This window comes from Xanthocytophaga flava (assembly GCF_030068545.1).
Classification (GTDB): domain Bacteria; phylum Bacteroidota; class Bacteroidia; order Cytophagales; family 172606-1; genus Xanthocytophaga; species Xanthocytophaga flava.
Genome location: NZ_JASJOR010000010.1, coordinates 103,745 through 124,256 on the forward strand (window position 1 = coordinate 103,745; position 20,512 = coordinate 124,256).

Consider the following 20,512-nt stretch of genomic DNA (forward strand, 5'->3'; position numbering starts at 1 on the left):
AACTAAGGAATAGAGGCGAAATAAAAAATACGCATAGCGTGTATATTGATTATATACCAAACTATGCGTATTAACTTAGTAAAGCAGAATGTTTAAACTCTGACAGATCTTATTTCTTTGTAGAAAACTTGTATACAGTTGTGGTTGCATACGTTTCTCCGGGACGAAGCACTGTACTTGGGAAAGAAGGCTTGTTTGGAGAATCCGGATAGTGTTCTGTTTCCAGACAGAAACCATAACGATGTTTGTACACTATACCATTTTTGCCAGTGATGGTACCATCCAGGAAGTTACCAGTGTAGAACTGTACAGCAGGTTCGGTAGTGTAGGTATCCAGTACACGTCCGCTAGTTGGTTCGTAAACAGTGGCTACATGTTTCAGTGAATCCTTAGACTCCTTAGACTCTTTCAACACCCAGCAGTGGTCATATCCTAAACCATATTTAATCTGTACATCTGAAGAATCATTGATACGTGCTCCGATTTTGGTAGACGTATTGAAATCAAAAGGAGTTCCGGCTACAGGTTTTAACTCGCCAGTAGGAATCAGGCCTTTATCTACAGGTACCAGTTTATCGGCATACAACGTTACCTCATGATCCAGAATATCACGTTTTACTCCACCTGTCAGGTTGAAGTACGTATGGTTAGTCAGGTTGACAACTGTAGGCTTATCGGTAGTAGCTTTGTAGCTGATTTGAAGAGAGTTATCATTCTTTAGCTGATACACAACCTCTGTTGTTAAGGTTCCGGGATATCCTTCTTCACCATCTTTGCTCACATAAGTCAGTTTCAGTGACGGCTCCTCTCCTTCTACAGGAGTAGCCTCCCATAATACTTTATCAAATCCAACTTTACCACCATGCAATGCATTGGGGCCATTGTTAGTAGCTAGTGTGTAGGTTTTTCCATCCAGCGTAAACTTACCTTTTCCAATACGGTTGCCATATCGTCCAATCAATGCACCAAAGTACGGTACACCTTTCAGATAGCCATCCAGAGAGTCACATCCCAGTACCACATCTTCATATTTACCATCCTTGTCAGGAGCAGTCCAGGAAACGATAGTACCACCATAGTTGGTAATTTTCACTTCCATACCAGAAGCATTGCGGAGGGTATATAAATCGGCAGCTTTGCCATCAGGCAATGTGCCAAAAGGAGCATCTTTTTGAATTCCGGCTTTCGGGGTTTGTTCCATTACATTTACGGAGTCTTGATTTTCTGAAGTTTTGCTTTTCTGGTCACAGGATACCAGTGCCATACTACCCAGTAAGAGAGTAGCAAAAAACATCTGAGAGAACGTTTTCATGCAGGTGTAACAAGTGTAAAGGTGTATAAGTGATTAAGAAGTTGTTTAAGATAATTTTAAAAGGTTGCTAAGGCAGATAATTATAGAGTTCTTGAAGAACTAAAAATACATGTGCTGCGCCTTCTCCCCTCATTGGTGTTATCACCAACGAGTTGTTTCCCATCATGCAGGTTGGTGATAACACCAACCTGGGGCGTGAAATTGAGGCTCGCTACAAAATCTGCTCTTTTCGTTTCTTTATAAATTATCCTAAACAACTTTTAAAATCTGTAGTGGATGTCTATCTTTCATCCACTACAGGCATATTTTTACCATTTGCCAGCCATATCCTTCAGGAATTTCTCCAACCCAGAATCTGTCAATGGGTGTTTCATCAATGCAGTTATAGCACTCAGAGGTCCGGTCATTACGTCAGATCCCAGTTCTGCACACTTGATAATATGCATAGGGTGACGTACAGAAGCAGCCAGAATCTGAGTAGCATATCCGTAGTTATCATAAATGAGACGAATCTGTTCGATCAGTTTTAACCCATCTGTAGACACATCATCCAAACGACCTACAAACGGAGATACATAGGTAGCACCTGCTTTAGCAGCCAGTAAAGCTTGTCCGGCAGAGAATACCAGTGTACAGTTGGTTTTGATCCCTTTTTGTGAAAAATATTTAATGGCTTTGATACCATCTTTGATCATAGGCACTTTCACAACGATCTTTGGGTCAAGGGCAGCCAGCAGTTCGCCTTCTTCCACCATTCCCTTAAACTCTGTTGAGATTACTTCCGCACTTACATCTCCATCTACAATATTGCAGATAGCCCGGTAGTGATTCAGAATATTTTCTTTTCCGGTAATGCCTTCTTTGGCCATCAGAGAAGGGTTTGTGGTTACTCCATCCAACACGCCCAGATCCTGAGCTTCCTGAATCTCTTTCAGATTTGCTGTGTCAATAAAAAACTTCATTGGTAAATTGGTATTAGGGTTTTGTAAAAAATAGAACTACATTTTATATCGAAGTGGTTTTAACTAACTACACGTATTATCGTATCATTAGAGCAACCACTTCTTTGTATTGGACTTTAGTTGTTGGATTTTCTTTGATAGTACTTACAGCTTAGCCAATTCTTCTTTCAGATTGATAGACTTGTAATTGTCTACACACTTCATCACACTACTGATAGATGTAAATTCCTCAGCCTTATGGGTTGTGGTAAGAATAATAGCTTTCATACCTGCATTACGGGCTGTTTTGGCACCTGTAGGAGAGTCTTCAAATACCAGGCAATTAGCATAGGGCACTTCCAGTTGATCTGCTACTTTAAAAAATACTTCTGGGTCAGGTTTGCCATTTGTTACATCTCTGTCAACGACAACCGCTTTGAAATAATGACGTATATTCAGATTATCCAGCACATAGTCTACGTTTTCAAAACGGGCAGCAGTGCCAACTCCCATGGGTATACCTGCCTGATACGCCTCTTCCAGTAGTTCAGGTAATCCGTCTACCAGCTTCAGTTGAGACAAAAAGATTTCCCGGTATCGGGCTTCTTTGTCAGACGATATCTGATCCCGTTCTTCAAAGGTATATTTATCTCCGAATAAACGCACCAGAATATCATCATTTTTGCCGTGGCAGTTTGCCACTACTTCATCCAGCGTGAGTTCCAATCCCACTTCTGCCAGTTTCTTTTGCCAGGCATGATGGTGGACCATCATATTGTCCACCATCGTACCGTCCATATCAAAAATAAGTCCGAATTTCTTTTCTGTCATTACCAAAATAAAGTATATATCAATATAATTAATGCGAAAATACCCGCTGCACCCAAACGAAACGAAGAAGTGGTTTTGAACCAGTCTTTATTTACCTCCAGTGCATTTTTGTTGTCTTTTCCTTTGGATTCGATCAGGCTAATGGTAACATGAACAGCCACACAGATCCAGAACACAATCCCCATCCGATTCAGGAAAGGGATTTCCGGAAACTGATATTTGAAAAAGGTTGATAGAGGAATACTTAGTACAGCGGCTACCAATGCAGCATTTGCTGTAGCCTTTCGCCAGAAGAATCCTAACAGGAAAATAGCCAGGATGCCTGGTGAAATAAAGCCTGTATATTCCTGTATGTATTCAAATCCTTGTCCAAAGTTTTTCAACAGCGGGCTAATTGCCAATGCAATAATAAACGAAACTACAATAGCTACCCTTCCCAGCCAGACAGTTTTTTTCTCATCCAGATTCGGATTGATAAACTTCTTGTGAATGTCCAGCATATAAATAGTAGAAATACTATTAGCCTTTCCAGCCAAAGAAGCCACAATCGCAGCAGTCAATGCAGCAAAAGCCAAGCCTTTTAAACCTACAGGCAGCAGGTTCAGCAACACTGGATAGGCATTGTCAGGCTTTACTACTCCACTTTCTGTAATACCTTTGATAATAGCAGGGTCGGCTTGTTCCTGAAACAGCACGTAAGCAGCCAAACCAGGTAGTACTACGATAAAAGGCATCATCAGCTTCAGGAAAGCGGCAAATAATAATCCACTACGAGCAGTAGTCAGATCAGCACCCAATGCCCGTTGCGTAATGTACTGATTACAACCAAAATAGTTAAAGTTTACAATCCATTGTCCTCCTACAATAAACATAAGCAAGCCAGGCAATTGATTGTACGCATCTATCATTCCCCCTTTGCCGTTGTGTACCTGATATTGTCCCGGACTAAAAATCATGTGCATATGGCTATCTGCTTTTTGTTTGATCAGGCTCAGCCCTTCAAAAACTCCACTTCCTGTACCAACCTTATCAGACAACAACTGCAGGGCCAGATAGGTAGTTGCTAACCCGCCTATCACCAGACAAACTACCTGAATTACATCCGTGTATCCGATTACTTTCATCCCACCTAGGGTGATAAAAACAGCAAATACAGTCAGAAAGATAGCACAAGGCATAAACCCAAATCCAGTCATTTTCTCCAGACTCAGGGCTCCGAGATAGATGATAGAAGTCAGGTTTACAAGGATATATAAAAACAACCAGAATACTGCCATGATGGTAGCCAGACGATTATCATACCGCATTTGTAAAAATTGCGGCATAGTGTATATCTTGTTTCGGATATACATAGGCAGGAAATAAATGGCAATAATGATCAGGGAAAAACCGCCCACAACCTCATAGACAGAGATAGCCAACCCCAATTGAAATGCCTGTCCACTCATACCAATAAACTGCTCAGCAGAAATATTGGAAGCAATAATAGACGCACCTATCGCCCACCAGGTAAGAGAACCTTCCGCGAGGAAAAAATCTTTGGAATCAGCCGTTTGCTTGCCTTTGTGTTTATACACCCAATACCCATAGGCAGCCACAATGATGAAGTAAATGAGAAAAATAACGTAATCGGTGGTCTCTAGTCCGAGTTTCATAGAAATATAGGGTTCAAAGTGATTTAGCTAATTATTTCCTGTCAGATGTTATTTTATTTTCACAACAAATTATTTTTATATTACTATTTCAAACTGACCATATGTATCCACAGACAACAGAGGAAAAGATCAAAAACGGAGGGATATATGTTCAGAAGTAGTAACACCCCAACTTAATCAACTGAGGTGTTAACGAAGAAAATCACTCAAGAAGGTGAATCAAAAACTAATCAACAACCTTGTCCATAATAGGCGTTTTTGCCATGTTTACGGAAGTAGTGCTTGTCGATCAGGGTTTGTTTGATAGTGGTTGTATTGGGGTTGATAGTGAGTGTCAGATGAGCCATTTTAGCCAGTTCTTCCAATACAGTAGCATTATAGACAGCCTTTGCAGGATCTTTACCCCAGGTAAACGGACCATGACAGGCAACTAACACCATTTCTACTTCTTCTGGAGATAAATTCAGTTCGTTGAAAATATTCAGAATCTGATTACCTGTTTCCAGTTCATAGTCTCCGGTTATCATCTCGTCAGTCATTACATCTGTCACTGGTACAGCTGCCACCAGATGGTCAGCATGCGTAGTTCCCATGTTGGGGATAGGACGCATAGCCTGAGCCCAAGCCACCGCATAAGTTGAATGAGTATGACATACTCCACCAATATGTTCAAAATGTTTGTAAAGCAGTGTATGCGTTTTGGTATCAGACGAAGGACGCATATTTCCTTCTACCAGTTGATTATCCAGATCTACAATTACAATATCGCTGGGCTTCAGATTATCATAGGGCACTCCACTGGGTTTGATACCAACTACACCTGCTTTGCGATCAATACCGCTCACATTGCCAAATGTATAGATTGCCAGCTTTTGTCTGGGAATCTCCATATTGGCCTCATATACCTGCTCTTTTAAAGATTGATAAATAGACATGTAGGCAAAAGTTAAATACAGATCAACTATAAAAACATTGTAAAAGGAAGAGACCAAAGAAAGCCTCTTCCTTTTGGAATTATTTCAGTTCCAGTACCACCACAGAAATCGGAGGCAATGTCACTTTCAGGTTATCACCTTTGATAGACGCACCTTTAAAGGCTGCAGGTTTTACTTTATCAGGACTTTCAAATGTGTTATGATCCTGCACCTTCGCAGAAGTAAGGATACGACCTGTTACACCTGATGCTTTCATCCCACGCAAGTTCAGTGATATTTCCTGCGATTTAGAAGGATCGATATTTACCAGAGAAATATGGGTCACACCGTTTTTATCTCTGGAAGCAGATACAGACAACGCAGGCAATTTTTCATTTCCGAATGTATAATCTGCTGTTTGTACATCAACAGGCAGCATGGTTGCGTCCTGGTGCACATTATACATTTCCAGTACGTGATATGTAGGCGTCAGCAACATTTTTTCTTCATTGGTCAGAATGACAGCCTGAAGCACATTAATGGTTTGCGCCAGGTTTGCCATACGTACCCGATCACTGTATTTGTGGAAAATATTCAGTGTAGTACCTGCAATCATGGCATCACGCATGGTATTCTGTTGGTATAGAAATCCAGGATTGGTTCCCGGCTCTACTTCATACCATCCACCCCATTCATCCACTACCAAAGCTACTTTCTTTTTAGGATCATATTTATCCATGATGGTAGCGTGCTTATGAATCAGTTCATCCATAAGCAAAGCTTGTTTCATGGTTTTGAAATATAGATCTTCATCATAATTTACTGCAGGCCCTTTTTTATTCCAGTCAATAACAGAGTAATGGTGCAAAGCTAACCCATCCAGCATGTTATGTGGAATATCACGCATCAGTATTTCTGTCCAGTTGAAGTCAGCCGAGTTAGCACCAGAAGCAATCCGGAACAATTTGCTGGTATTAGACCAGTCGCTCATGAATGTAGCATACTGGCGATAAATATTAGCATAATATTCAGCTTTCATATTACCACCACATCCCCAAGCCTCGTTGCCAACTCCCCAGAAGTGCACGTTCCAGGGTTTATCGCGACCATTCTCTTTACGTAGGTTAGCCATAGGACTTACACCTTCATGGTTTACATACTGAACCCAGTCAGACAGTTCTTTTACAGTTCCACTTCCTACATTGCCAGCCAGATAAGGCTCTGTACCTAACTGCTCACACATATCCAGGAAATCATGTGTACCAAAGCTGTTGTCTTCTGTAACCCCACCCCACCAGGCATTCACCATAGAAGGACGCTGTTTTTTAGGTCCGATACCATCTTTCCAGTGGTATGTATCTGCAAAACAACCTCCCGGCCAACGTAGGTTTGGGATTTTCATTTTTTTTAGCGCCTCAATTACATCTGTACGGACACCGTTTTTGTTCGGGATTTTTGTATTGTTTTCGCCTACATAAAACCCGCCATAGACGCAACGTCCCAGGTGCTCAGCAAAGTGACCATAAATATGTTTATTGATCGTCGTTTTGCCCAGATCACCATTAATGATAACCTGATTCTGAGCAAAGGTCCAGTATCCAGTTATGCTTAAAACAAGTGTTAAAAAGATTTTTTTCATAAGAGATTGATGGATAGGATAGATTATTATGATACTGTAAAAGGTAAAGAGCAGGCAAGAAAAAGGACTATCCCTGCCTGCCAGATACTCACTTATAGCTTTCCATAATACAATTCGCTCCAGCGCAATTCATTCTTCAGCTGACGTAATTCTGTATTCTTATCAATAACCACCAATTCTACCCCTACCATCTCAGCAAAGTCAGCAATGTATTCGGTAGTCAGGTTCTGGCTGTATACCGTATGGTGAGCCCCCCCAGCATAAATCCATGCAGCACAACCCGTTTGCATATCCGGCTGTGGTTTCCATAATACACGTGCAACAGGTAACTTAGGTAGTTCTTGTTGTACTTCAACAGCTTCTACTTCATTCACCAATAAACGGAAGCGATTGCCCATATCAATCAGAGAGACATTTAAAGCAGGGCCACTGGCTCCATTAAATACCAGACGCACAGGATCTTCTTTGCCACCAATACCCAATGGGTGTACTTCACATTTTACTGTGCCACTCGCAATAGAAGGACAAATTTCCAACATGTGTGCCCCTAATACCATCTGGTTGGCAGGATCAAAGTGGTAAGTATAATCTTCCATAAAGGAGTTTCCACCTTTCAACCCACTCGCCATCACTTTCATGATGTGTACCATAGCCGAAGTTTTCCAGTCACCTTCCCCGCCGTATCCATATCCGGCAGCCATTAACCGCTGAGAAGCGATACCTGGCAACTGACGCATGCCATGCAGGTCTTCAAATGTATTGGTGTAAGCAGAAAAACCGCCATCCTTTAAAAATGCAGTCAATCCCAATTCAATACGAGCTGCCTCAACCAAAGATTCCCGCATAGCTCCACCACTTGTCAGTGAAGACATTAACTGATAGGTATCTTCATATTCTTTGATTAGTGTATTAATCTCAGCATCTGTAACCTGATTGATTACTTTCACCAGATCACCTACTCCATGCGTATTTACTGAAAAGCCAAACTTCAGTTCAGCTTCTACTTTATCACCTTCTGTTACAGCTACCTGACGCATGTTATCGCCAAAGCGTACCACTTTCATGGTTTGCATTCTGTACTTTGCAGTAGCCACACGACTCCAGCTATTGATTTTCTCCAATACATCCTGCTGCTGCCAGTGGCCAACTACCACCTTACGGTTCAGTCGCATACGGGACATAATAAATCCAAACTCTCTGTCCCCATGGGCAGACTGGTTCAGGTTCATGAAATCCATGTCAATATCACTCCATGGAATATCGCGGTTAAACTGCGTATGCAGGTGTAACAATGGCTTTTGTAAAGCTTTCAAGCCACCAATCCACATTTTAGCAGGTGAGAATGTATGCATCCAGGCAATGATACCCACACAATTCGAAGCAACATTGGCATCCTGACATATTTTGTAGATTTCATCAGGTGTTTTTACCACAGGTTTAAAAACAACCCGAACAGGTATCTGGCTTGCTGAATTCAGAGACTCTGCAATAATTTTAGAATGCTCATCTACCTGGCGAAGAGTTTCTTCTCCATACAAGTGCTGACTTCCGGTTACAAACCAGACTTCATATTGTTTTAAATCAATCATTGAAATATATGTGGTTAAATATAGGTCGGGATAATAAATAATGTATTTGTATATCAGGCAGTCAATGAAGCTTCTGTTAACTTTTTCAGATAAGAATGCTCAATAAAATGGCCAAACTGAAGATAGTTGGCATATAGTTTCTGATATACAGCAGACACATCCGGACGAGGTTCATATACAGCATCAAAACCAGATGACATTGCATTCTGTGCCTCTTCCATAGTCGCATAAACTCCTGCAGCTACAGCCGCACACATAGCCGCTCCCAATGCACAGGTTTGTTCAGATTTAGCAACCTTAATAGGCATATTCAGCACATCAGCCAATGTCTGCATGACAAAAGGAGACTTTTTGGCCACACCACCAATGGCAATTACCTGTTTGATAGCCACGCCTTCTTGCAGGAACCTCTCTACGATAGCTTTTGATCCAAATGCAGTAGATTCTACAAGAGATTTAAAAATACGCACGGTATCTGTCCCCAGATTCAGGCCAGCCATAGCTCCTTTCAGTGTATGATTAGCATCAGGTGTACGACGTCCATTAAGCCAGTCAAGGGAAACCACATCTGTTTCTTTTACAGGTAATTTAGCAGCCTGTTCTGCTAAATAGGGAATCAATTGCTGGCTCAGTTTCTCAGCGGCTTCCTCACCCAATAACTCACGAACAGGTTTTGTGATGATTCGTTGAAACCATGCATAAATATCACCAAATGCAGATTGTCCTGCTTCCATCCCCAGCATACCGGGTACCACAGATCCATCTACCTGCCCACAGATACCGCGGATTAACAAATGGCCTACTTCTTCCGAAGGAGCAGTAAGAATATCACATGTAGAAGTACCTATTACTTTACACAATGAATAAGGTTCAATACAAGCACCAACAGCGCCCATATGAGCATCAAAGGCCCCAACACCAATAATAACATCAGAAGACAATCTCAGCTTTTCGGCCCACTCAGGTGATATCTTACCCATAGCCACATCTGAAGTATAAGATTCATCAAAAAGACGATCTCTTAGTCCTCCCAACAACGGATCTAACTTTACCAAAAACTCATCGGATGGCAACCCTTCAAATTCGTCATTCCACATAGCTTTGTGACCCGCGGCACAACGTGAACGCTTCAACGTACGAGGATTAGTATTCCCTGTTAGCACAGCAGAAATCCAGTCACAATGTTCCACCCAGGAATAGGCTTTGGAGCGAATACTTGCATCTACCCGTAATGTGCGAAGAATCTTTGCCCAGAACCATTCAGAAGAATAAATACCACCTACATATTTGGTAAAATCAGTTGCCCAGTGATAAGCCAATTGATTTATCTCTTCCGCTTCTGCATTGGCCGTATGATCTTTCCAAAGAATGAACATACCATTAGGATTTTCAGCAAACTCGGGTAGCAGAGCCAACGGAGTACCATTTTCATCTACGGCTACAGGTGTAGATCCTGTAGTATCGACAGAGATGCCTACTACGTTCTTGCGAACCTCTTCAGAGGTCTTAGCCAAAGCCCCTTTAATGGTTTCCTCTAAACCTTCGATGTAGTCCAATGGGTGCTGACGAAACTGAGAGATAGTTGGATCACAGTATGCTCCCTGTTTCCAACGTTTATATTCATGTACTGCTGTACCAGCCACTTCTCCTGTTCCCGCATGTACGACCAATGCCCGAACGGAATCAGTACCATAGTCCAGGCCTATAACGTATACGTCTTTCATTAGCTTAAAAATGTTCAGGTGTTAAAATAAGTATTTATTCTACTTTTGTGTTAGTATGACACAATTCTATGTAAAAGAAAAGTTTGTGTGTACACAAACCTGATAATCAACCTTTCAAATCAGAAAAGTATCTGGCATGAAATTCCAGAACTCATGAAACTTATCCTGGTATTTCTCTCTGTTTAATTTATAGAGTGTTGCTTTTTTCGTAGCTGAATTTTCGTTTTTTTCTCCTGTATCGATCAATAAGCCTGTTGACAAAAGTTTACGGCTAAAATTGCGCCGGTCCAGTGTCATGCCATAAATAGCTTCGTAAAGTTTTTGTAACTGAGGAATTGTAAATTTTTCTGGCATGAGTTCAAAGCCCAGAGGATGCAAAGCAGCTTTGTATCGTAAACGTTCTCGGGCAAGCTCAACCATTTTGGCATGATCAAAGATAAGTTCAGGTATATCATTTAAACTAATCCAGTATGCATTGTGTGCTTTTACTGCTTCGGGGTCATGATCATCAATATTAATCAGTGCAAAGAAACCTACCGAAACAGTCCGTTCTACAGGGTCTCTGTCTACCTTTCCAAAAGTTTGTAGTTGCTCCACATAAATATCCCGTAACCCTGTTAGTTCATATAAAATACGGGCAGCTGCTACTTCCAGATCTTCTTCTTCGTTCAAAAATCCACCCATCAGCGACCATTTTCCTTTCTCCGGCTCAAAATTTCTTTTGATGAGCAATAACTTGAGAAACTCACCATCAAAACCAAAAATGATACAATCAAGAGCTACCAGTATGCGTGTAGGGTGGTTGTATCTTGTCATAGATATCGTGTTTCAGGGTATGTGGTGTCAGGTCGGGCGGTTAATACTGAAGTGGGGAAGAGCCAAAGGCTCTACCTACTTCAGTATTATAACCCCTAAACAAATGATTCATATTTACTAAAACATGAATTGTGTTTAGTTGACACAATATTACAACATTATTTTGTTACTTTTCTAATATTAAATGACATTTTTTTTCCTGAGCTATTTCTCAGTATTTATTAATTGCATACACTGTATACTAACTACTATTAATAAAACTACAACTACCACATAGACAACATATTACTCTTTAACTCAATTTCACTCTTACTACAGAGAATGAATTTGGTGCCAGTGTCAGGCTTATCTGTTTTCCTTTCAATGTCACAGATTGTTCGACAGGACTTACCAGCGTTGGGTCTTCAAATGAGTTAACACTTTCCAGATTTTCACTTTTTAGTACCCAAAGTTTTCCGGTTTTCCCTACCTTTTTAGCACTCTCAATAACCACGTTGGTTGTTTGAGATTTGTCAGAAGTGTTTACAATCTTCACAACGAGTTCCTGTGTATTTTTATCCAAGACAGAAGAAGCATATAGACCATTCTGCCCAGCAACCGTTTCGTTTTTCTCTACCAGTGGTACTACCTGCGTTCCTTTATGAACAGAATATAGCTTCTGTACATAATAGTTAGGTGTCCCATACGAACGAAGATTGTCAAACCAGATGAGATCAGGAGTCCACTGCCAACCTTCTGCATGAGCAAACAATGGTGCGTAGGATGCCATGTGTACTACATCCGCATTGCGTTCCAGACCCGTCATAAAAGCAGCTTCAGCCAAAGCACATTTCCAGTTATTTTTATTGTCAGGACTTACTGTTGCAACGCTTTGGGCAGCATATTCTCCTGCAAAAATCTTTGGCCCGTTACGGTCATAGTTATCATATCGATGAGCATTTTGTAAAAACCAATCAGGAGCACGATAGTAGTGTTCATCAATAATATCAACGTTCATGCTACGTAGGTTTTTGTTCAGGTAGTCAAAACGTTCCCCATTCGGGTCTGTACCTGAACTATTAACCAGTTTGATAGTAGGATATTTTTCTTTGATTGCTTTGGTAAACAGAGGAAGGCGTTCCAGATACTGAGGTCCCCACTGCTCATTGCCAACACCCAGAAGCTTCAGATTAAAGGGTTTGGGATGTCCCATATCAGCTCTCAACTTGCCCCATTTGGTATCTGTAGAACCATTGGCAAATTCAATCAAATCCAGTGCATCCTGAATGAATGGATCAATTTCACTCATAGGAACTACCTCGGCAGAATTGAACTGACAGGCCATACCACAATTTAAAATAGGCAAAGGTTCTGCTCCAATGTCTTCGGCTAGCAGAAAATACTCATAAAAGCCTAATCCAAAAGTCTGGAAATAATCAGGTGTGGGACGATGTTTAAATTCTGTGTTCCAGCGATTAATAACCATCTCCCGACTCTCTACTTCCCCAACTGTCTTTTTCCATTGGTAACGGGTAGACAACTCACGTCCTTCAACAATACACCCACCCGGAAAACGCAGGAAGCCAGGCTTCATATCAGCTAGTAGCTGCACCAGATCCGCACGTAAGCCATTAGGGCGTTGCTTCCAAGTATTTTTGGGAAACAGTGAGATCATATCCAGATCCAGATTTCCAGTTCCAACAAACCATACAGCCAGTTTGGCCTTAGGCTCTGTAGCTGTAGCGGTCAGGCTCACCGCTTGTTTTTTCCAGTCTTTATCTGTAGGAGTCAGGTCTGCGTTGCCGATTACATCTCCTTTGCTATTGATTAGTTCAATATGCAAGGTAAGGTTGCTCGCATCTGTTTTTCGTGTCCATACCGAAAAATCATAGGACTCTCCTTGTTTGATACCGATGCCCCGAAAACCTTCGTTTATCAAACCGTATTTACCTTTGTCAGAATTGGCAGTGACATGGATATACCGGGGGTTGGTTGCGCCCTTCTCCAATCGATTCTCAACCAATGTACTGCCAAAAGCCTCCCCTTCTTTTTGTTCTTTCCACCCCATCATGGGGGCGTTAAACTCAAACGAACGGTTTTTGACAAGTTCAGCATAAATTCCTCCATCAGCACCCAGGTTTATATCTTCAAAAAAGATCCCCCACATGGTAGGCTGTACAGTTGCTGTAGGTTTATCGGCTTTTACAGTTAATACAGTTGGCGATTGCGCATACAGTTGCGTTCCGGTTACAATAAGAGCCCAGACAGAGAGCAGGCATTTTTTCATTTTGTGTACAATGGTTAAACTAACAATCGATATAAAAAATAAAAGAATAAAAACGACAAGAGATCTATTCAGAAATAAGAAGAGTTATTGTTTTCAGTCAAAAGATTTCTAAGCTTAAAACGAATGACAGATACCTGTCAGAACAATCTTACAAAAAAGTCCGAACAGGTATCTGATCACAAGGAGTACTTTGCATTTACAAATTACTCATTTTATAAAGAAAATATTTTCACTCTAGTACTACCTTTCGGGTCACCACTTTAGTCTCGCTTACAAGTTGAATAATATAAAGTCCTGAAGCCAGATTTAACTCTGAAAATGTGTTAGTGCGTCCTTCTATCTTTTTACTTCTGGCAATACTACCCTTCGAATCAATAAGGTTTATGCAATTATACATCCCTACCTCTTTCTCACCCAAAACCACACTAAACCCCCTGTTTCTTGCAGTTGGATTGGGATATACAGAAATTTCATTGTCAGAATTCATCTCATCAAAAGCAAGTCGGGAACCAGATGCAGCGGTAATAGTCCACTTCTGACAAGCACACCCGTTATAATCCCATAATCCCAGTTGTGTACCTGCTGTTGTAGCTGCACCAGGCACCTCCACTACTTTTTCTGAATTAACCGGATTGAAAACATGACTTCCATCGGCAGTACGAAACACTCTAAACTTTTGGCAATCATTGTTCAATGCACTATAGAGCTGAAGTTTGGTTCCGTTTGCGCTCCCGCAATTGATTATATCCACTACATTTCCAGTAGACATAGCTGTCTTGATCTGATACGCCCCATTTCCAGTGGTGGTAAATATCCATTTCTGGCAAGTTAATGACGAAGAAGCTGTTCCCTGAGCTACAGCCTGCCCTGTCACTCCTGTACATCCCCAGGCATCCCAGTTCATCCCACTATTGATATTTTTAATGGTATAAGTTCCGGCGGCAATCCAGTCACGGGTCAGAAAAGGCCAGTTACTACTAAAGCCCATGTTGATAATATCCAGCTTAGGCGCACCATTGTCATTTCCATCATAAAAATGAATGGAAACAAAGTTAGAACCTGCCTGCCGTAATAATCCAACGTGTCCTGGTCCAATAAAACGGCCAGAAGAACTTAACATGGTAGAACCTCCCCCACTTTTAAGATCTGTACCATTTTTATCGACAAATGGCCCGGTAGGACTGGTAGATCTTCCCACCACAATATAATAGGTACTACTGGTACCATTGCAACAGGAACCTCGGTTTACAAACAAGTAATAATAACTTCCTTCTTTGATTAGACAAGCACCTTCCCAGTCTGCTCCGCTGCCACCAGCCACACGAACGGGGGTAGATCCTGATTTTACCTTTCCTGTAGAAGGATCAAGCTGTACTACAGCAATACCAGCCGACCATGAACCGTAAGCCATATACACATTACTGCCATCTACTAAAATAGAAGGGTCAATGGCATTAAAGTTGGAAGTAGTTTGTGACTGCACTACCATCCCCTGATCAGTCCATGGGCCAGCCGGAGTGGATGCGGTGGCTACCCCAATAGCAGACACAGGCGATCCAAATGTGGAACACGAATAGTATAGATAGTATTTACCTCCAAAGTAGGCTATATCCGGAGCCCAGTAGGTATCATTATTATTCTTAAAGTTAGGGACAGCCGTGTCTATCCAGGAGGGACGTGTTGGCATAGCCACAGATGCATCCGTCCAGGTAATCAAATCTGTTGAGTAACGAGACGGGATTTTACTTCCTGTCATAAATATCCAATAGGTACTTCCACTTTTAACAATTGTACTGGGATCATGAATACCTATAGATCCTTTTAACAACTGTGCAGAGGCAGTGTGTACATGTACTAGGGTTGTTAAGATAAGACTAACACTCAATAAGGTGTTAAAAAAGTGTTTGTGTGACATAGTACTTTACTGAAATGAAGTAAAACAGTAACCTACAGTGAGGTTTGCAGGATGGAAATAATGAAATAGATTGTTTGTCTCACCTATTCCATTACTTTTTGTTTTGTATGGCAATGGATAGTATGCTAAAAGCCTCCTACCCCATTCTTCCTTCATTTGAAGGAAGGAATTTCAGTAACTATAACTCGTATTTATAAGGTCTTTTTCTTGCCCCATATCCCCAATCCTTGTTTATTGATACCAGAAAAAACAATGGTTGGACGTTTATTTTCCCAATCCCATTCTCGCCAGATCAATAACTCCAGTTTCTCTTTTGTAGCGGAGTTAACAACTTCCAGCGATTGACCACTCAATTTCCAATACATATCTTTCTGATTTTTCACGTTTCCATTGACCAATAATTCCACTAGTTTTGAGTTATTAAATAGGGTTGTATCATATTTCCATCCACCACGTATTTGTCCCTGCCAGAGTTGAGTCTTATCAGCGATTTCTGTTAACTCAATCTGTTCCCACTCTCCAATGAGTTCTTTCTTTTCTATTTTACGTTGTGGCACATTTGCATATCGTTCAGGAGAAACCACAGGCCAGCCATCTTTTGTCCAGTTCATTTTCCGTACATGCAATACCATTGGTTGATTAGTCGGTGCCAGACGTCCCTGGTGCAGCATGTAATAGGCTCCGTTATCATTAATGACACTACAATGTCCTACTCCAGCCCAACCTGCATGATTTTGAAAACGATAGGCATAGGTCAGTATGGGATAGTTATTGGTAGTATCGGCCATATTTCTGCCATTCCTATCACAATAAGGCCCCTCCGGTTTATCGGCCCTACCTACCCGTACATTATAATGAGTAAACAAAGCATCATACGAAACAAACAAGTAATACTTTTTAAACTGAGGATTGTATATCACTTCTGGCGCTTCCACAACACGACTCTTCGTATCTGCCCTATTCACAACCAGATGCCCCAGATCTCCTTCTTTAACAGGAAGTCCGGTAACGGGATTGAGTTCGACACAGTATAGCCCACCAAAATAAGAACCATACAACATCCACTGTTTCTTATTGGCAACGTCATCGACAATAGTTGGATCTATGGCATTCATCAAGCTTGTCGAATCTGTTTTTACCACATCTCCTGCCGGAGTCCAGGGGCCAGTAGGTGATGTACTGGTAGCGAGTCCGATATAAGAAGTCTTTTTTCCAAAAAGAGATACAGCATAGTACATCCTGAAAGTATTGCCTTGTTTCAACACATAGGGAGCCCAGACGTTCTGGGGCTCTTTCCCTCCGCTGACAGATCGTATATGCTGTATAGCCTCATCGGGAATCTTATCCAATGCCCATCCCAGAAATTCCCAGTGTACCAGATCTTTGGAACGACGCACCTGAATATTTCCCTGCTTTACTTGCGGATTTTTTCGTTCAGCATTTCTGGGAAAATAAATAGCATCCGTGGAGTAGACATAATAGTACTCCCCTACTTTGATACAGGAAGGGTCATGGACATTATACCCTGCCCATTCTTTATAATGATCCAATCCGGCAATGTCTGTATAATCGTCTTTTATCTGTGGATCTAAGGTTTGTGTTTGTGCAAAGCCTCTCATGAAAGATCCCACTAACCAGAATAAAAATATGATTCGAATTTTTAGAGTCATTTTAGGTAGAAGATTAATGCAATTGGAGAAAGAATTTTACTTCTTTCCCCAGATTGCTTTTCCATTGGCATCTAATCCGGTAAATACGAGGCAAGCTTTTTTGTTTTCCCAATCTCTTCCACGCTCAACATATACTTTGGTAGTTGCACCACTCTGAGTTAGTGAAAGCCAGGGAGCTGTATATGTCCACTTAGTATTTGAAGCATCATTGATGGTACCATCGGCATTTAATTTTACTAAAACAGACGTCTGAAAATCAGGAGATACTTGTTCAACTGAATACCCCGGAACAACCTGATAATTTAACGTAATCTGCTCCCATTCTCCTGCCAGTTCTGAAGTAGCAATGGTTTTCTGTTCAGTAGCAGCATATCGTTCAGGAGAAACCACAGGCCATCCATCTTCTGTCCAGAACATTTTTCGCACATGCAGCACCATAAAGTATTTATCAATGCCAGGTCGTCCCTGATGTGCCATATAAAACTGATCACCAGTTTGAAAAACGGAACAATGAGAGGTCCCCTGCCAGCCACTATGTCCATTGAACTTATAGGGAGCTACAATCATTGGGATATTATCCTGTTCCAGATTCATGTCATTTCCATTGAAATCAAGGAAAGGACCTTCAGGAGAATCTGCTCGACCGACTCGTACATTGTACTTGGTTTCCAGCCAGTCGTATGCGATAAACAAATAATATTTTTTGAAGGTGCTGTTATAAATAATCTCAGGCCCTTCAATATTTCCATTGACAACTCCTCCTGTAAAACCACGTTGAGCCACCCGGGTACCTTTTGAACTCGTATTGGCAGCTAGTCCTGTTGTGGCATTGAGTTTCAGGATATAAATACCATCCCAGGCTGATCCATAATACATCCAGTGTTGTCCCTGCTGATCAATTAGTACAGTAGGGTCAATCGCATTAGTTTGTATAGTAGTAGTGTTCAGTGATGTTACAACCAATCCTTTTTCCGTCCATGGGCCTGTAGGTGATGTAGCGGTTGCCAGACCAATTACACTCAATCTGGGAGTAGAAGAGGAAAGAGAATAATACAATCTGAATTCACTGCCAACCTTTATAATATAAGGAGCCCAGAGAGATTGAAAAGGCGTTCCACCATTCTGCATAATGAAAGCAGATCCTTTAGCAGGTAATCCATTAAACACCCAGCCTACAAACTGCCAGTCAACCAAATCCTTCGAACGTCTGACCTGAATTCCAGCAGGAACAGTGATGCCATATCCTGCGTCTGTACTATAACAGTAATAATAATCTCCTTCTTTTATAATGGATGGATCATGCGTATTGTATGGTCCCCACTTATATCGGTATTCATAGGCAGATATACTGGCATAGGTATCTGTAAGCTGGTCTATATTAAAGACTGGGTTAGTTGTAGTTGTAGTATCTTTGCCACCAGGCGTTACGTCGGCTTCTTTTTTACAGCAATACAAACAACTATAAACCAAAAGCCATACAAGCAGAAGCTGCTTTGGTAGTATATTTTTCATACGCTTTGAATAGGTTTATGCAGGATAGCTGATTAGCTGGTTTATCAATTCAATAAGTATTGAGAGAAGAAGCAAAGAACCACCTCTCCTTTCTGAGTGGAAGGACAATCTGACCAGAGTAAAAGTACATACTCTGGTCAGGAGCTAAATTTTGAAAAACAGATCTTAATTTGCCGGATTAGGCAATAGGTTTTTATTCACATCCAGTTCTGTTTGAGGAATAGGCAAGTATTCATTACCAGCTGTCCATGTATTAAAATCCGGATCATGAGTTTTTAACATAGTCAGTTTGTCTGCATCATACAACCATCCCCAACGAATGATATCATTGATACGTTGTCCTTCACTGGCAAACTCAAGTGCTCTCTCATGTGCAATCTGATCTCTCATCTGAGTTTGTGCCAGATTAGGTTTTGAAGCAACTAGATCAGGTAGATTTGCTCTGTCTCTTACTTGCTGAATATATGGATAGGCAGCAGCAGTTTGGCCCAACTCGTTCAAAGCTTCTGCATACATCAGAAGAATATCTGCATAACGTAGTACACGATAGTTGATGCCTGAATTCAAATCATACTCATTAGCCACCCCCAATCCATCATTGGTATATTTTCTTGGGTAAATTTTATTGGTAGCATAGGGCCATGGATTTCCATATACAGTGGTAGAATTGTCATCTGGCTCATAAGAAGCAATGGTTGCCAGCAAACGAGGATCAGTTTTACCATCCTTAGTCTTTTCCTGTTTGTATTCGTTGTAAATCCAGGTGGTGGGTAAAAAGTCAGACCAACCATAGCCATCCGCACCATAGGTACAAGCCTGTCCGGAAACCTGTTTCCAGCTGGAGGTTGGATCTCCACCCCAATTTGGCACTGAACCTCCTACCTCATTCGGACCAGCAAACTGAACTTCAAATAATGACTCAGAGTTGTTTTCATTGCTGGCAGTGAAATTATCTCTATAATTAGAGACCAGACTATAAATATTTAATTCAGGTCCATTAATTAGCAGATTAAACTGATCTGCGGCATTCTGCCATTGTTTCCTGTACAGGTAGGCTTTTCCCAGCATTCCTGTTGCTGCTCCTTTGGTTGCACGGCCAATCTGACCCATATCGGCTCCACTCACATTAGCATACGAAATGGGTAGAAGATCCTTAGCCTCCTGGAAATCTTCAATAATCTGTGCCCATATTTGTTCTTCTGTAGCAGTAGCAGGATACGAATCCTCAGAACCTTTTGGTGTTTGTATAATCAGAGGTACTACTTTATATAGGTTGGCCAGATTAAAATAGGCTAATCCACGCAAGAAATGAGCTTGACCTATGATGCGCTTTTGCAAATCAGCATCCATGTCAATTGCCGGAACTTTTTCCAGCACTTGGTTAGCTCTCCAGATCAATTGATACCATGCACCCCATACCCACTGTACAGGAGCTGATGTAGTAGGAATGCTAAAGTTTGACACCTGTACATAATCTACCCATGGACTATCGCCTCGCATATCATCTCCCCTCGCATCTGATAGAGCAGGAGTCATACGCATATAAGTACCATCAATGATTAGACTATTGTAAATTGCATCACAACCAGCCAGAGCCTGACTTTCAGTTTGCCAGAATGTACCAGTTGTTGCATTATTAGGATCTCTCAGATCTAACCGATCACTGCATCCCATCATTGCCAATAGAAGAAAGAAAGTATATTTTAACTTATTCATATCAGTTTCAGT

Annotated in this window: 14 protein-coding genes; all 14 read right to left on the reverse strand. The window is 41.3% G+C overall.

What is annotated here, in order from left to right:
• Nucleotides 1–109: 109 nt before the first annotated feature.
• Complete coding sequence (locus QNI15_RS16140) at nt 110–1,312, reverse strand: aldose epimerase family protein (protein WP_390902199.1); 1,203 nt, start codon at nt 1,310–1,312, stop codon at nt 110–112.
• A gap of 308 nt (nt 1,313–1,620) precedes the next feature.
• Nucleotides 1,621–2,274 (reverse strand): fructose-6-phosphate aldolase, encoded by a 654-nt coding sequence (gene fsa, locus QNI15_RS16145; RefSeq protein WP_313984145.1) that lies wholly within the window; start codon nt 2,272–2,274, stop codon nt 1,621–1,623.
• Nucleotides 2,275–2,418: 144 nt separating this feature from the next.
• Nucleotides 2,419–3,084 (reverse strand): HAD family hydrolase, encoded by a 666-nt coding sequence (locus tag QNI15_RS16150; RefSeq protein WP_313996973.1) that lies wholly within the window; start codon nt 3,082–3,084, stop codon nt 2,419–2,421.
• Nucleotides 3,084–4,739, reverse strand: coding sequence for a sodium/sugar symporter (locus QNI15_RS16155; RefSeq protein ID WP_313996971.1), 1,656 nt, complete (start codon nt 4,737–4,739; stop codon nt 3,084–3,086). The genes QNI15_RS16150 and QNI15_RS16155 overlap by 1 nt, the downstream gene beginning before the upstream one ends.
• A gap of 230 nt (nt 4,740–4,969) precedes the next feature.
• Nucleotides 4,970–5,674 carry an L-ribulose-5-phosphate 4-epimerase gene (locus tag QNI15_RS16160; protein ID WP_313996969.1) on the reverse strand — a complete coding sequence of 235 codons (705 nt, stop codon included), beginning with the start codon at nt 5,672–5,674 and terminating at the stop codon, nt 4,970–4,972.
• Between the two features lie 79 nt (nt 5,675–5,753).
• Complete coding sequence (locus QNI15_RS16165; protein WP_313996967.1) at nt 5,754–7,292, reverse strand: alpha-N-arabinofuranosidase; 1,539 nt, start codon at nt 7,290–7,292, stop codon at nt 5,754–5,756.
• Between the two features lie 92 nt (nt 7,293–7,384).
• Nucleotides 7,385–8,881 carry an L-arabinose isomerase gene (gene araA / locus QNI15_RS16170; RefSeq protein WP_313996965.1) on the reverse strand — a complete coding sequence of 499 codons (1,497 nt, stop codon included), beginning with the start codon at nt 8,879–8,881 and terminating at the stop codon, nt 7,385–7,387.
• A gap of 53 nt (nt 8,882–8,934) precedes the next feature.
• Nucleotides 8,935–10,605 carry a ribulokinase gene (locus QNI15_RS16175; RefSeq protein WP_313996963.1) on the reverse strand — a complete coding sequence of 557 codons (1,671 nt, stop codon included), beginning with the start codon at nt 10,603–10,605 and terminating at the stop codon, nt 8,935–8,937.
• Between the two features lie 114 nt (nt 10,606–10,719).
• A complete protein-coding gene (locus QNI15_RS16180) occupies nt 10,720–11,421 on the reverse strand; it encodes an NUDIX hydrolase (RefSeq protein WP_313984162.1) in 702 nt (233 codons plus the stop codon).
• A gap of 292 nt (nt 11,422–11,713) precedes the next feature.
• Complete coding sequence (locus QNI15_RS16185; protein WP_313996961.1) at nt 11,714–13,687, reverse strand: alpha-L-arabinofuranosidase C-terminal domain-containing protein; 1,974 nt, start codon at nt 13,685–13,687, stop codon at nt 11,714–11,716.
• A 229-nt stretch (nt 13,688–13,916) separates the two neighbouring features.
• Entirely contained in the window at nt 13,917–15,602 is a 1,686-nt protein-coding gene (locus QNI15_RS16190; protein WP_313996959.1) for a family 43 glycosylhydrolase, read from the reverse strand.
• A 191-nt stretch (nt 15,603–15,793) separates the two neighbouring features.
• On the reverse strand, nt 15,794–17,272 hold the full coding sequence (locus QNI15_RS16195; RefSeq protein ID WP_314032583.1) for an arabinan endo-1,5-alpha-L-arabinosidase: 1,479 nt from the start codon (nt 17,270–17,272) through the stop codon (nt 15,794–15,796).
• A gap of 36 nt (nt 17,273–17,308) precedes the next feature.
• Nucleotides 17,309–18,784 carry an arabinan endo-1,5-alpha-L-arabinosidase gene (locus QNI15_RS16200; protein ID WP_314032585.1) on the reverse strand — a complete coding sequence of 492 codons (1,476 nt, stop codon included), beginning with the start codon at nt 18,782–18,784 and terminating at the stop codon, nt 17,309–17,311.
• Between the two features lie 165 nt (nt 18,785–18,949).
• The gene (locus tag QNI15_RS16205; RefSeq protein WP_314032587.1) at nt 18,950–20,500 is read right to left on the reverse strand and encodes a RagB/SusD family nutrient uptake outer membrane protein; all 1,551 of its coding nucleotides are present in this window, start codon (nt 20,498–20,500) and stop codon (nt 18,950–18,952) included.
• Nucleotides 20,501–20,512: the final 12 nt, after the last annotated feature.